Genomic DNA, 15698 nt, shown 5'->3' on the forward strand with positions numbered 1-15698 from the left:
CTGGCAGTGAAGCTAAGTTTGCAACTGGAGCAATAGTATCAGCAATTGTTACGGTTTGATTTTGGATGGATGTGTTTATGCCGTCACTATACGTCCAAACCACTGTTGTCGATGCTGTAATAGGGAAAGTTGTGGTTGTAGTTCCCGTTACAGTTCCCAAACAATTATCCATCGCCGTTGGTGCTGTGATACTCGCTAAGCTGCATTGTGCCGTAACAGCTAGCAGTGAAGCTGAGTTTGCAACTGGTGCCGTTGTATCAGCTATTGTTACAGTTTGATTTTGGGTGGATGTATTTGCACCGTCACTATACGTCCAAACCACCGTTGTCGATGCTGTAATGGGGAAAGTTGTCGTTGTGGTTCCCGTTACAGTTCCCAAACAATTATCCGTCGCCTCTGGTGCTGTGATATTCGCTGCACTGCATTGTGCCGTAACAGCTGGCAGTGAAGCTAAGTTTGCAACTGGTGCCATAGTATCAGCAATTGTTACGGTTTGATTTTGGGTGGATGTGTTTATGCCGTCACTATACGTCCAAACCACTGTTGTCGATGCTGTAATGGGGAAAGTTGTGGTTGTAGTTCCTGTTACAGTTCCCAAACAATTATCCGTTGCCGCTGGTGCTGTGATATTCGCTGCACTGCATTGTGCCGTAACAGCTGGCAGTGAAGCTAAGTTTGCAACTGGTGCCATAGTATCAGCAATTGTTACGGTTTGATTTTGAGTGGATGTGTTTATGCCGTCACTATACGTCCAAACCACTGTTGTCGATGCTGTAATGGGGAAAGTTGTGGTTGTAGTTCCTGTTACAGTTCCCAAACAATTATCCGTTGCCGCTGGTGCTGTGATACTCGCTACGCTGCATTGTGCCGTAACGGCCGGCAGTGAAGCTAAGTTTGCAACTGGAGCCGTGGTATCGGAAACTATAAATGTTGTAGATGTAGAATTTTCACTCGCTGAAATACCATTTTTTATCTCAGCTCTAAATTGAGTCGTTTTGGTTAGTACGCCGGATGTGTAAGTATCCGTTGTATTGTTAATATCTATCCAGCTCGTAAAAGGACTTTCTGCTGATTGCCATTTTATAATTGAACCCGTATATCCTGATAATGTTAATAATCCACTTGTACTTCCTGAACAAATCGTTGCTCCTCCCGATATCGTACCTCCTACACTTGGTGGGTTTATTGTTATTGTTGCTGGTATTGAGTACTCTTCTGGACAAGTTCCTAATTGTATCACGGCTCTAAATTGAGTTGTTTGGGTTAGAGCTCCAGAAGTATACCTGTCTGTTGTGTTGTTAAGATCAGTCCAAATGGTAAATGGACTTTCTGCTGACTGCCATTTTGTAACACTTCCTGTGTGTCCTGAAACCATCAATACTCCACTTGTACTTCCTGAAGCAATTGTTGAGCTGCCTGTAACCGTTCCGCCAATAGTGGTGGGGTCTGTCAAAACTTTTGAAGTTGTAACAGCGCCAATACAGCCTTCATTGGCAACAGAAAAATTCTCATAAGTTCCTGCTGACAATCCGTTTAAAGAAAAAGCATTTGCTAAAACTGTTATAGTTTTTGGACTACTCGTTGTACCTATTCCTGTAGGTGTAAAACTCAAACTGTATGTTCCATTTGGTAAATTGGCTGACGTAAAAGCAATACTTCCATCTGCAGCACTACAAGTAGAAGGATTTGTGACTGAACCTGCACTAATACTAATATCGCATCCTGTTCCTTGTATAGCAAACGTATAAGGGTTTTCGTCTGGATCATTATTGGCGATACTGATAGTAGCTTTACGCATCCCATCAGCTGATGGATCAAATGTGATTTGAAAAGTAGTATTAGCCGAACCAGCAACTGTTGATGCCGGTAAAGTTGTTATGGTAAAATCAGCAGCGTTTGTGCCGCTTATGGTTACCAACGGTGTTCCTGTTAAGTTTAAAACTGACCTACCTGTATTTTCGATAGTGAATGTTCTGGTTACCGAACCTGATGTTACATTTATATCTCCAAAATCGGTATGATCGGTACTAGTTGGTGTCGTGTCATTATTGGCAATGCTTTGCCCATTTCCTTTGATGTCCATTTCCGGATGACAACTAGCACTAAGCGCATCTCCAGAAATTGACCAGCCTTTTCCGCCACTAGCTATTGGTTTCATCAAATTATCCCTGTCAATTACCGAGGCACAATATTTAAGTCCCGGTGAATAGAACTGCATTCCTGTTAAAGTTCCTGAATTGAAACCGGTAAGTGTAGCATCATAATTAGCTACATCAATACCAGTATTACCCAGCATATCAATAAGATTAGCGTTTTGATTGATTGTTCTAATCAAAGGTCCCATATTTTGATTGAAGGAGGCTGCATTAGAAAGCAGCGAAAACATATTAACCACTTTACTCACATCCCAATTACTAATGTCCTGATTAAAGGAAGTTGCATTTTGAAACATAAAGGCCATAACTTCAACATTACTCACATTCCAGTTACCAATGTTTTGATTGAAGGAGGCCGCATTTTGAAACATCGATCTCATGTCAGTAACATTTTTTACGTTCCAATTGCTAATATTTTGATTGAAGGTTCCATAACTAAACATGAAACTCATATCTATAACATTACTCACATTCCAATTACCGATGTTTTGATTGAAGGAGTTTGCAAAAGTGAACATGGAACTCATATTTGCAACATTACTCACATCCCAATTGCCAATGTTTTGATTGAAAGAGGTTGCATGAGAAAACATGTAACCCATATTTGTAACACTACTCACATCCCAATTACCAATGTTTTGATTGAAAGATGTTGCAGAAGAAAACATCAAAGTCATATCACTAACTGATGTTAAGTTAGGGACATCGGCAGCCATTCCGTTCAAATTAGAACATCCATAAAAAGCATTAGCCATACTTTGCCAATGGATACTGCCCCATTGGTCAATACTCAAAATTTTATCTCTGTCACCTCCATAACTAAAATAAATTCTTGGAAAAGCTCCTCTAATAGCTACCTGATACGTTCCTGCTGCACCATAATTATGAGTCACAGATCCGGTAACACCAAATTGGTCATAAATGCCGTCATTGTTCCAGTCTACATCGTAATTATAACCTGTACCTGTTGTCGGAATGGTTATCGAAGTACTATTGGACGAACCTGTATTGTTGGTTTTCCAAGTGGTAATAAAAGGTGTTCCTCCATATCCTTGAATCGCAAACGTATAAGGGTTTTCATCTGTATCATCATTTGCAATACTAATAACAGCCGCTCGTAATCCCGCTGCAGATGGATCTAATGTGATTTGAAAAGTAGTAGTCCCTGCAGCTGCCACTGACGATGCCGGTAAAGTTTTTACGGTAAAATCAGCAGCGTTTGTGCCGCTTATGGTTACCAATGGTGTTCCGGTTAAATTCAAAACTTCCTGACCTTTATTCTCTATAGTAAATGTTCTTGTTACTGAACCTGATGCTACATTTATATCTCCAAAATTGGTATGATCGGTACTAATTGGCGTTGTGTCATTATTGGCAATGCTTTGCCCATTTCCTTTTATATTAATTTCAGGAACACAAGTAGCACTAAGTACATCATTATTAACTTTCCAGCCTTTTCCGCCACTGGCAATTGGCTTAACCAAGTTAGCCCTATCGGCTGCAGCGGCACAATATTTAAGTCCTCCTGCGCCCAATTCCCTGCCTGTCACAGTACCTGCATTGAAACCGATAAGTGTCCCATCATATTGAGCTACATCCATACCACAGTTATACAGCATGCCGATTAAGGTAACATTTGCATTGAATTTTGTTCCCCAGACACCAATACTTTGATTGAAAGCTCTTGCTTCAAAAAACATACCAGTCATATCAGTAACCTTCTCTACATTCCATGTACTTATGTTTTGATTAAAGGACGTTGCTCCACGAAACATGGAATTCATATCAGTAACATTACTAACATTCCAATTGCCAATATTTTGATTGAAAGACGTTGCTCCACGAAAAATGCCATTCATATTAGTAACATTACTAACATTCCAAGTGCCAATATTTTGATTGAAAGACGTTGCATTGTAAAAGATATTATACATATCAGTGACTTTACTAACATCCCAATTACCAATATTTTGATTGAAAGATGTTGCTTGATAAAACATAGCAGTCATATTAGTAATATTACTAACATTCCAAGTGCCAATGTTTTGATTGAAAGAGGTTGCATAAGAAAACATGTACCCCATATTTGTAACACTACTCACATCCCAATTGCCAATGTTTTGATTGAAAGAGGTTGCCTCACGAAACATCCATGACATATCAGTAACTCCTGTTAAGTTAGGGATGTCCGATGCTGTTCCGTTCAAATTAGAACATCCATAAAAAGCATTACTCATATTTCCCCAAGTCATACTGCCCCATTGGTCAATACTTAATATTTTAAGTTTGTCAAATCCATTATTAAAATAAATCCTCGGAAAATTGCCTCTTACAGCTATCTTATAAATTCCTACTGTACCATAATCATGAGTCACATTCCCTGTAAGTGCAAATTGGTCATAAATCCCATCATTATTCCAGTCTACATCATAATTATAACCCGTGCCTGTAGTTGGAATTGTTATCGAAGTACTGTTCGATGAGCCCAAACTAACATTATCGGTTTTCCATGTGGTAATAAAAGGCGTTCCTCCATATCCCTGTATCGCAAATGTATAGGGGTTTTCGTCTGTATCGTTATTGGGAATACTAATAACGGCTGATCTCATTCCATTTGCCGATGGATCGAATGCTATTTGAAAAGTGGTTTTTCCAGTTGTTGCAACAACTGGCGATAAAGGTAAATTTGTTACTACAAAATCAGCTGCATTTGCTCCGCTTATGGTTACCAATGGTATTCCAGTTAAATTCAAAACTTCACCACCTGTATTTTCTATAGTAAATGTTCTGGTTACTGAACCTGATGTTGTATTTACATCTCCAAAATCAGTATGATTTACAGAACTTGGTATAGTATTTACATTTGTTATACTGATTCCATTTCCTGTAATATTAATTTCTGAAGGACAGCTCAGCACATCCTGTGTAATTGTCCAGCCTTTTCCTCCACTGGCTGTTGGCAAAACTAAATTATCTCTCTCTGCTTTCGATATGCAATATTTTAGTCTCATCGCCCCTAATAATCTTCCTGTCACCGTTCCTGAATTGAAACCAATAATTGTGGCATCATAATTTTCTACACTCAAGCCAGAAATAGATAACATATTGTCAAGCGAAACGTTTGCTTTAAATTTGGTTCCCCAAGCTCCTAAACTTTGATTAAAAGATGTCGCACCAAGAAACATCTGGGACATATCTGCAACATTCGATATGCTCCAAGAACTAAGATCCTGATTGAATGAAGCTGCTTGTCCAAACATACCGTACATTGCGGTTACTTTACTGACATTCCACGAACCGATATCCTGATTAAAAGAAGCTGCTCTGTTAAACATCCCTCCCATACCTGTAACATTCGAAACATCCCACATACTTATATCCTGATTGAAAGAAGCAGCACTCATAAACATAAAAACCATGTACTCCACTTTTCTTACATCCCAACTACCTATATTTTGATTAAATGAAGTGGCTCCATTAAACATATCAGTCATAACGGTCACCTTACTAACATTCCAATTACCAATGTTTTGATTAAAAGAACTCGCTCCATTAAAAAGCCTCATCATATTAGTCACATTAGATACATTCCAAGAACCAATGTTTTGATTAAAAGAACTTGCTCCATTAAACATAGAGAACATATTGGTTACAGCTGTTAAATTGGGTACATCAACAGCGCTGCCATTCAAATTGGTACATCCATAAAATGCACCTTCCATACTTTGCCAGTTAATACTCCCCCATTGATCAATAGTCAAAATTTTAAGCCTGTCTCCTCCATTATTAAAATAAATTCTCGGAAAAGCGCCCCTAATCGCTGCCTGATACGTTCCTGCTGTACTATAATCGTGGGTTACACTTCCTGTAACTCCAAACTGGTCATAGACCCCGTCATTGTTCCAGTCTACATCATAATTATAACCTGTACCTGTTGTCGGAATGGTTATTGAAGTACTGTTGGATGTACCGGCATTATTGGTTTTCCAAGTGGTAATAAATGCATTTGGATCTGCTGCCAAAATACTGGCATTAATCTGAAAAGTGAAAAACAAAAAAAGTAGTGAAGTGTAAATTTTTCTCATAGAAACTACGTTTTGAAGCACGGGAATTGAATTTTGTGCGACAAAAGTATAGTTAAAACTTTAACACTTTGGCAGTAGAAATACGGACTGAGAGAAGAAGTAAAATTAAAATGTTAAAATAAATTTTATAAAAATCTTGTTTTCAGTCACTTAAGAAAACAACGGAATAAATATTAAAAAGCAAAAATGCCATTATTTGACATTTGTCAAACTTTATTTTCAGATGTATTACGAATTTGGCTACGAACACGGCTTAAAGTTTCAAGATTAATACCCAAAAAGGAAGCAATATATTTTAACGGAATTCGAGTAGAAAGGTGTTTATAGGTTTTTAGAAAATATTCGTACTTGATTTCGGCTTTACTTAGTCGTCCCATTAAAGCCCTCACTTCGGCATCAGAATAGTATTTTTCGTAAAAACGACGTGCCGTTATATTAAATTCGGGCTCAATTTCATATAGATATTGCAGATCTGAATGTTTCATCCCCAAAAGATCCGAATCTTCAATAGCTTCCATATTTTCGTAACTTGGAATTTGTAATATAAAACTATGAATTGAAGCTACCAATTCATTTTCAACCGTAATCCAAGTGGTAATTTCTCTGTTAGAATCTTTCACATAACCTCGAATTGCTCCTTTGTTTACAAAATAAATCATATCGCAAATCTCTCCTGATTTGTGCAATTTTTTTCCTTTTCTTACCTTTAATGGGTAGGTATTTTCGATAAGAAATTTTTGAGACCCCACACTGATCGGGTAAACACTATTGAAAACGTATAAAAGTGTAGCAGCTTCCTCTGGAGTGCTATGGCGTAATTGAATATTCAATTCATTCATAATTTGTCTTAAAAAACACTTTCGATTATTCTTGGTATTTCTTGTCTAACAAATGTATAATTCTGATTAAGAAAAGCAACACTTATATCGTAAAATTTACAATTTTCATATGTACTAATAATTTAAGCCAAAAAAAAATTAAATGTCAAAAATAATTTTAGTAACGAATGCTTCACTCGACATTGCCAATCTATGGATTTCTGCTTCTTTTAAAATTAAAGTGTAATATTACATGATCAAATTAAAATATTCGGACGAATACTGATGAGACTATCTCTAATTTTAAATCATAAAAATTATTTTACTAATTTGAAAGTCATGGTATTAATAATCAAAAATGAAAGAGTATAACGGCTTAGCCAGTATTTAGTAGAACTTGCATTCCTTAAATCGGAAAAATACTTTATTTACCAGAAGAATTAAAAGCAAATTTTTTCGATGCAGCCTCATTTCTTTAACGGATGCCCTAATATTCAGCATTAATATGCGGTAAATTAATATGTAGAAAAAAATTAATCGAATAAAATATAAATTTCTGTAATTTTTAATTCGATCCATTTTTGATCTGTATGTTCTAGTTTTTAAAAAAGGTAAACTATTGAACCAAAATTTAAATTCTTTCCCTGAAATTAAGTTTGTACTATTAAGTAATATTTATGTTTTTAAAGTACATTTAAGATACAAATTTATAGATCATTTCTAAGGATAAAAAGAATACTTTGAATTTTGTGGCAGAATCGTGGCACACTCTATTTTTAAAAACTATCAGTTCAGTAAAATCAAGTGTTGACGAGTTTAGGTTCGAAACTTTTAAAGAAACCTCCGCCAGTAGAAGTTTCACAAGAAACTTTAAAAGTCAAAAGCCTTTAAAAACTAGTGTTTAAAAGCTTTTTAGTTTTTGCATACTTTTCAAAAATACATGTTTTATAAAATATTTGTCCCTCTAAGGTACAAAAGATAGAAATCATCTTTTGTACTTTTTTTTTATCTTTCAATTCATTGTTGATCAAACAGATAAACGCCACTATCTTTTTTACTCTAGCGTTTTGTACTTTATTTTCACAACAGCAAATAAAGAGTTAAAATGCGCCGCTGTAAAGAACAGATTTTGTTGTTCCTGACTGTACCTCAATGCTGAATAAGCAGTATATGATGTTAAACTCAACGACAAATAAAGCATTGAATTCCAACCAATACAGTAACTTATGCCGTTATTTTAATGTTTCAGCTTATAAACCTAATCCATAATAACAGCAATAAGATGCCAGCCACTCAAAGACGTTATACAATTGAATTTAAAAAGAATGCAGTTCTGCTGAGTTATGAACGAAAAAGTGTTCTTAACACAGCCGTAAAACTTGACATAACACCTAAACTCCTTTCTAAATGGAGGACAATTTATCGGGAATATAAGGAGGGCAGTTTTCCTGGAAGAGGCAAAAAAAGATTTTTTTATGAGGACTCCACAATTTTTGATTTAGAAAAGAAACTTGCGGCATCGCAGTTAAGATTAACCATACTGAAGGAAGGTGTAAAATTAAAACCTCAGGGCAAACAGGCACTGTACAATTTTATATACCAAAATAAAGAAAAATACCCCATTGGTATAATGTGCGACGTTTTAGGGGTTTCTGCTTCAATGTATAATTTAAGGATGCAGCAACCTCTCTCAAAGAGAGAAATACAGGTCAGCCTTTTCAAAAATGCAGTAACTTCTGTATTTTATGAATTTAAACAGCACTGCGGCTGTGTCCTGATTGCCAGAGAGCTTTGCAAAAGAGGGGTCCAAATATCGGAAGACCAGGTAACATTTTTCATGAAACAGATGGGTCTTAAACGGAAAGTCAAAAAAAAATACAAGGTAACCACAGATTCCAGGCACACGCTGTACATTTCGCCAAATATACTCGACAGACATTTTACAACAGACAAACCTTCAAAGGTTTGGGTTTCCGACATTACCTATCTTCAGATCGAAAGGCGTTTTTTATACCTTACCGTTATAATAGATTTATATGACCGGAAAATAGTGGGGTGGAATCTTAGTTCCGAACTTTCAACCGGCACCACTATCCTGCCTGCTTGGAATATGGCAGTTAGTAACCGCAAACTAGAAGATAACTTAGTATTTCATTCCGATCGCGGCACGCAGTATGCGAACAAACTCTTCACTAATATATTGAAAAAATATAACTGTGTGCAGAGCATGAGCCGAAAGGGAAACAGCATCGATAATGCTGTTTCAGAAAGCTTTTTTAATTCATTAAAAAGAGAATTAGTATACACTCAGAAAAAATTATTATCTCCAAAGGAAATGAGAGCGGAGATTTTTAACTATATCGAAAACTGGTACAACACAGAAAGAAGACATTCGGCACTTAACTATAAAAATATTAAGGAGTTTAATGCAGAAAATTAATTTTACCAAATAATCTTCCCACTTTTATGAAAGAAAATAAAAAAAGCTATCAGGCGGATTTCAAAAGAAATGCTGTAATGCTGAGTTTCGAAAAAGAAACTGTTGATAACGTAGCTGAAAAGCTGAACATCTCAAATAGAACACTTTTACACTGGCGCAAAAGCTACATCATATTTGGGGAAGCTTTCACCCGTTTGGGTAAATTAAAACTAACCCCGGAACAAGAGAAGATCTATGAGCTTGAAATGCAAATCAAAAAATTAAATACAGAATTTGAAATTATTAAAGGAGCATCTCATTACCTTCAAAAAGAACCGTTTTTTGTATTTCAATACATCGCTGAGAATGAACCAAATTATTCAAGTTATCTGATGTGTAATATTCTTGGTGTAAATTTAGGAAGCTATAATAAATGGAAAAATAAATATGCTTCTGAAAGACAAAAATGGAAAACAATGGTTAAAAAAGAAATTGCATCAATATTTCAATCATCGCAAAAGCGCTATGGGTCCAAGCGCATTGCAGCCGAACTTCAAAAATCCGGATATCAAATATCTTCCAGTACAGTGCTTATATATATGCGCGAATTAAAGCTGTATGTTTCAGTAAAAAAACATAAATCCAAGACTTAAAAATGCTAAATATGCCTTATTCTTTCAATCATTTACCAGTATTATTCCATTACCGACAGAAATTAACTTTCCTTATTTAAAATGCTTAGCGCTGTCGAGGTACAAATATTACAAATAAAACTTAAAAAGATCGTTTGTAATGTATCCTGTAATGCAGATTTTTTATTTAAAATTGAACATGAAAATAAAATTTTATTCCCGATTATTGACCCTTCATAATCCTGTATAAAGTCGTCAACAATGTTTTTACATTTTACTAATTCATTAAAGTCACCCGTTTGATTTTATCATAAAATCCAATTTACAGCAGTAACTTTCTTAAAAAGCAGAAAGCAACTCTTAAAAGAACTGCTTTTTTTACTAATTTTTTATGCCCTTCTATTAGAGGCTGTATTTCTTACTCCGGTATGTAAAATTACTGACTTATATTCTTAATTGCTAAAACTATACTGTCAGCAAAATAATCATATATATTAATATAATTTTCATACTTAGGATGATTTAATATTTCAAAGTCATCCAAAACAATTTTATTCATTACATTATTAGATATAAAATTTTCTTTTTCAACACCCCAAACTACATCGATGTTTTTCGGAACTGGAATATGAATGGTATATGATACATAATTCTCTTTTTTCACAACCTTCTTTTTCTTGTAAACTAAAATTTTATCTACATTATTATAAATTAAATTAAATTCCAAATCCCAAGCGCTATCACCGTACTCAATTTTGAAGATATCTCTAATTTTTTTAGGGTGATAGTATTTATCTAATTTATCAATTATCAGATTTTCTATCGAATCATAATCGAAATTTTCATCGATATTCATTACATAAAAATTATGATTAAATCTTATTTCCATATTTTATTAATTTACTTTATAAGCTTTACTAGGCTCCCTACTTAATGGCAATTTTTTACCTCCTTGCCTATATTTTACAACTCTTGACGCCTCTTTTTGTTTTGCTATTTGTTTAGTAGTCTCTCCTAAATCTTCTACAACTCTAAAAGTTGCATTTACGTATCCTCCCTTCCTAGCTATTCTTGCACTAGTGTGAGCTCTTCTAATAGTTCCATCTGCCATTACATCATTCGCATTTGCAACACCCACCTTAAGAAATCTCTTTTGTTTTTTTATCAAAAACTTCATGGAGTGGATACCTTTTTTGCGACTAAAAGCTATGGCGTTAATTTATTAAAATTTTCATTAAAAAGGATTGAAATATTTTTATAAACATTGGAGTTACCTCCAATTTTGTTACAAAATGCTAAGACGGCTATGTTCATAAGGATGACGACTTGTTCTTTTTGACACTATATGGAGTTGCCTTCAATTTTGCACATAAGCTTAAGGCAATTTTTTTTTAGATATTTTCTCCGGTCTAAGTTTTGTGGCAGAATCGTGGCACAATTATCTTCCAGTACAGTACTTATATACATGCGAGAGTTAGATCTGCATGTCTCAGTAAAAAGGTATAAATCCAAAAATTGATATGATAGTAACGGGTTTATCTTTTAAATATTTACTAGGAATTATTCAATTACCGAAAGAAATGTCGACTTACAAAAGAAGATATAAATGTTACAAAATAAAATCTAATAAAGGTATCGCTGATACTGTGCCATAATATCTGGCTAAAAAATCAGGTTTACAAGAAGACATTTAATCGGGGTAGTTGTAATAAAATAATGCGGCACTCTAGTTTTTCTTTTTTCAATAGTACAATTTAATATTTAAGAAAATTAATATTAATAACAAACTACGAATGAAAATTTCTTTTTACATATCATAGATTACCAGGAAATTAAACTTTTCTTACATATTTAATTTTTTTCCTCATATATTTGAAGAATAGAAAATTTAAACTTATGCACAATAAAAGAGGTTCTGTCGCATCTGCCATGTAAAAATCCGCAAGAAATTAGAAACCCGAAAATTATGCAGCCAATTTACAAAATGATTTGAACATAGTTGTTCCTGGGTTAAGCATCTGATTTTTTCTTAACATGTGCACAACTTCAATTCCTGCCAAGGTTCTTCTGGCAGACGCAAAACTTTTAAAACCCAAACCGTTTTCTATACGCCACTTTATGAAACGATGGTCCTGTTCCACAATATTGTTAAGATATTTACATTGCCTAATCTTTATATTTGAAAATGACCGTTTATTATAAACCCTTATTGCGCTGGTGTTAGAGCCGCTTTTGTCTATATTTACTACTGTTGGCCGGTAATTATTCTTTATCGCTTTTATCAGGAATGACTGTGCACTCATCCTCTGTCTACTTCTGGTCAAAAGAAAATCCACCGTATTACCACATTTATCAACAGCCCGATACAAATAACACCAAATACCTTTTACTTTTATATAAGTTTCATCCATTCGCCAGCTCGTCCCTACTCTGATCTTTCTTTTTTTCATCTGAGATTCAACCATTGGAGTAAATTTAAATACCCAACGTTGAATCGTCGCATGATCAACTGCTATTCCACGCATTTTCATTATTTCCTCAATATCCCTGTAACTCAATGTAAATCTCAATTTGAAATAAACAGCCTGCAAAATAATGGCTTTGGGATAACAATGACCTTTTGTATTCATAAAATATATTTTGAACGTCTAAAGATAATAGTTATTAAACAGATGCGACAGAACCAATCCGTTTGGGTTTATTAAAATCTATAACCCGGATAATTTTACATATTTGGATTCAGGAACTGTCAAGAGACGCAACTCTGTACAGGAAATGTCTGAATTTTTCGAAAAGATAAAAGGAAAAATCATTGCAGAAAAAGAATATATCTTTAAAGATGTAGCGATCCAGTTTACAAAAGATGCGGCTGTGATCTCTTTCCAGATGTTTGTAAGAGCTTTAGATTTTGACTTTGAATGGAATGTTCCAGAGATTTTTCAAAAAACTGAAAGCGCAGATTGGCTTGTAATCCATTCTCACTATTCATTTGTAAGACCGATGGATATAGGATTTAAACCCGGTCAATTTCCTGTTATTTAACTTAGAAAAGGGCTTTGTGTTTTTGCAAGCCCTTTCTATTTTAATATTTTACATTTTTTATTCAGCTTCAGCTTCAAAAAAATGGTATGAATATTTTGGTTCGAATGTGAAGCTGTATTAGGCATTCAAAATTATACACAATTCTTTCATCAAACCCCAACAGGACATCCAAACCAAATTGTTGAAACCATTCAAAGACAGGTCCTACCAGTAGTAAGCCAATCTCTTCAAATCTTCCATAAAATTTATAGAAATTTGTCCCGTAGAGGTCACAAAATTAAAAGCTCATTTCATTAGAAATGGGCTTTTTTTATGTTTATCACCTTTATGATCAGTATGTAGTGTAAGCAAAATTTTCTATCTAATAGGCGTCAGAAAGTTTAAACGGCAAAGTTCTGATTCGCTTTCCAGTCAAATCAAAAATAGCATTAGTTAAAGCCGGAGCAAAAGGCGGAAGTCCTGGCTCTCCTACTCCGCCGGCATCTTCCTCGTTATCTATTATGTATACTTCTATAGGCGGGATTTCATTAATTCTGGGCAATGGATAATCATAAAAATTGTGCTGTTCTACCACATTATCTTTAAATGTAATCTGATGTGTCGTTGCTGCTCCCAATCCCATCACAATGGAACCTTCTACCTGCGCATGGATAATATCTGGATTTACATACCACCCGCAGTCCATAACAGCCCAGACTTTATCAATTTTTATACCTCCCTGAGGATTTTTTGAAACTTTTACTATATGTCCTACCGTCGAATTAAAGCATTCGGTAATGGCTACACCGTATCCTTCATTTTTCGCGCGTTTTTTCCAGTCAGAAACTTCTTCCATTTTATCGATTAACTTTTGACAGCGGTCTTCCTGCAAATGCTCACGGCGGAAATCCAAAGGATCTTTTTCTGCTTCGTGTGCCATCTCATCAATAAAACTTTCATAGGCAAATCCGTTTGTAGAAGCATATACGGATCGCCAAAAACTCGTCGGAATCGTAGTTTCAAAAAGTACATCAGCAATACTGAGGTTTTTAATGCTTTCATAATAAGGTTTTAAAAACCCTTCACTTGTACTTCGGTTCGGCTTATCTTTTGCACCGCCACGCCAGTGATCATTGTTCTGTCCGGCCATTCTGAATTTCAAGGCTTCAATTTTTCCATTGGCAATCATTCCTTCACATCGGTAGGATATTCCCGGGCGAAACGGTCCTAATGCAGCATCATCCTCACGAGTCCAGACTACCTGAACGGGACCGCCTATTATTTTTGAAACACCAACAGCTTCACTTGGATAATCGATCATGGCTTTTCTCCCAAAACCTCCTCCAAGAAAAGTCATATTCACAATTACTTTCTCTTTGTCAATTTTAAATTGTTTACTTATATCATCCTGAATCCATCCTGGCGCTTGTATAGGTCCCCAAATTTCAATCGACTCCCCTTTATGATGGGCAATACAATTAATAGGCTCCATCGCAACATGAGATTGATAGGGAGTCTGATAAACCACATCTAGTTTTTTAGTCGATTGAGCCAATATTTCAGTAGGATTACCTAGTGTTTTAAGCATCATACCTTCCTGATTGTGCAGTAAGTTATTCTGGGTTTTATAGATTTCCGGAGTACTCCAGTGTTTAAAACCACTGCTGTCCCATTGTACTTTTAATACTTTTCTTCCCTCAAGAGCTGCCCAGGTCGAATCTGCCACTACAGCAACACCTTCTCGCTTATATTCGTAATACGACATTTCAACTTTAAAAACTTTCCTAACACCCGGAACTTTTAAGGCTTGTGTCGCATCAAAACTTTTTACTTTTCCAAAATAGCGGGGATCCCGTTCTACTGAAGCAAACAACATTCCGGGAATTCTTTTGTCTAGTCCAAAAATTAATGATCCATTAGTTTTAAGCGGCGTATCAATTCTTTTTAGTGGTTTTCTAATTAGTTTATATTCTGATATTTTTTTTAGTTTCGGTTCTTTCGGAACTGGCAGTTTTGAGGCTGCTAAGGCAAGTTCTCCATAATGTGCTTTTTTTCCGGACGGTTTGTGAATTACAAGGCCAGATGCTGCATAACAATCTGTAATTGAAACATTCCATTTTGCGGCGGCAGCAACGATTAACATTTCGCGTGAAGCAGCACTTAATTTTAGAAGATTTTTATACGAGGAGCGAATTGTAGAACTTCCTCCTGTAACCTGTCCTCCATATTTTTTTTCATTTCCAATAGCAAAAATTACATTAATATCATTCATATCAACTTCCAATTCTTCAGCTACAATCTGAGGTACCGAATGATATGAACCCTGCCCCATTTCTGCCCTGTGATTCACAATCGTTACTTTTCCTGAAGGGTTAATGATAATCCAGGGGCATAACTCAATTTCTGCATCAGTTAACTCGGCAGGCGTAACAAGTGTTGGAACTCCATCTGCGGGGAAATAAAAGCCAAGACAAAGTGCCGCGCCTCCCAAACCGGTTAGCTTAAGAAAATTTCGTCTGGTTGTATCTACGTTATTATTTTTAGTCATCGGGTCGTCATTAAAATTA

General features: G+C 35.4%; 9 protein-coding genes. 3 read left to right on the top strand and 6 right to left on the bottom strand.

All coding sequences use genetic code 11. The features are described 5' to 3' along the window. Both B0A68_RS05335 and B0A68_RS05340 read right to left on the bottom strand, forming a co-directional pair. A partial coding sequence (locus B0A68_RS05335; RefSeq protein WP_123947480.1) for a BspA family leucine-rich repeat surface protein occupies window positions 1–6241 on the bottom strand: 6241 nt, incomplete at its 3' end. 206 nt (window positions 6242–6447) lie between these two features. Continuing rightward, complete coding sequence (locus B0A68_RS05340) at window positions 6448–7080, bottom strand: Crp/Fnr family transcriptional regulator (RefSeq protein WP_051892895.1); 633 nt, start codon at window positions 7078–7080, stop codon at window positions 6448–6450. Window positions 7081–8341: 1261 nt separating this feature from the next. Here B0A68_RS05340 and B0A68_RS05345 point away from each other — a divergent pair. Together B0A68_RS05345 and B0A68_RS05350 are read left to right on the top strand one after the other, a co-directional pair. After that, the gene (locus tag B0A68_RS05345) at window positions 8342–9499 is read left to right on the top strand and encodes an IS3 family transposase (protein ID WP_084679198.1); all 1158 of its coding nucleotides are present in this window, start codon (window positions 8342–8344) and stop codon (window positions 9497–9499) included. Between the two features lie 26 nt (window positions 9500–9525). Further along, window positions 9526–10131 carry a transposase gene (locus B0A68_RS05350; RefSeq protein WP_051892899.1) on the top strand — a complete coding sequence of 202 codons (606 nt, stop codon included), beginning with the start codon at window positions 9526–9528 and terminating at the stop codon, window positions 10129–10131. 415 nt (window positions 10132–10546) lie between these two features. On the opposite strand, the gene imm9 is transcribed toward B0A68_RS05350, so the two are convergent. From imm9 to B0A68_RS05365, 3 genes are all read right to left on the bottom strand, one after another. Further along, window positions 10547–10999, bottom strand: coding sequence for an Imm9 family immunity protein (gene imm9 / locus B0A68_RS05355; protein WP_051892902.1), 453 nt, complete (start codon window positions 10997–10999; stop codon window positions 10547–10549). A gap of 6 nt (window positions 11000–11005) precedes the next feature. Next, window positions 11006–11287 carry a hypothetical protein gene (locus B0A68_RS05360; protein WP_035689542.1) on the bottom strand — a complete coding sequence of 94 codons (282 nt, stop codon included), beginning with the start codon at window positions 11285–11287 and terminating at the stop codon, window positions 11006–11008. Window positions 11288–12074: 787 nt separating this feature from the next. Further along, window positions 12075–12740, bottom strand: coding sequence for an IS6 family transposase (locus tag B0A68_RS05365; protein WP_035689544.1), 666 nt, complete (start codon window positions 12738–12740; stop codon window positions 12075–12077). A gap of 145 nt (window positions 12741–12885) precedes the next feature. Here B0A68_RS05365 and B0A68_RS05370 point away from each other — a divergent pair, with 145 nt between their 5' ends. Beyond that, window positions 12886–13152 carry a hypothetical protein gene (locus B0A68_RS05370; protein WP_123947481.1) on the top strand — a complete coding sequence of 89 codons (267 nt, stop codon included), beginning with the start codon at window positions 12886–12888 and terminating at the stop codon, window positions 13150–13152. Between the two features lie 361 nt (window positions 13153–13513). Here B0A68_RS05370 and B0A68_RS05375 read toward each other — a convergent pair whose 3' ends face one another. Beyond that, window positions 13514–15679, bottom strand: coding sequence for a xanthine dehydrogenase family protein molybdopterin-binding subunit (locus B0A68_RS05375; RefSeq protein WP_035689546.1), 2166 nt, complete (start codon window positions 15677–15679; stop codon window positions 13514–13516). Window positions 15680–15698 lie beyond the last annotated feature (19 nt).

The sequence above is a fragment of the Flavobacterium reichenbachii genome (genome assembly GCF_002217435.1).
In the GTDB taxonomy this organism is placed as follows: Bacteria; Bacteroidota; Bacteroidia; order Flavobacteriales; family Flavobacteriaceae; genus Flavobacterium; species Flavobacterium reichenbachii.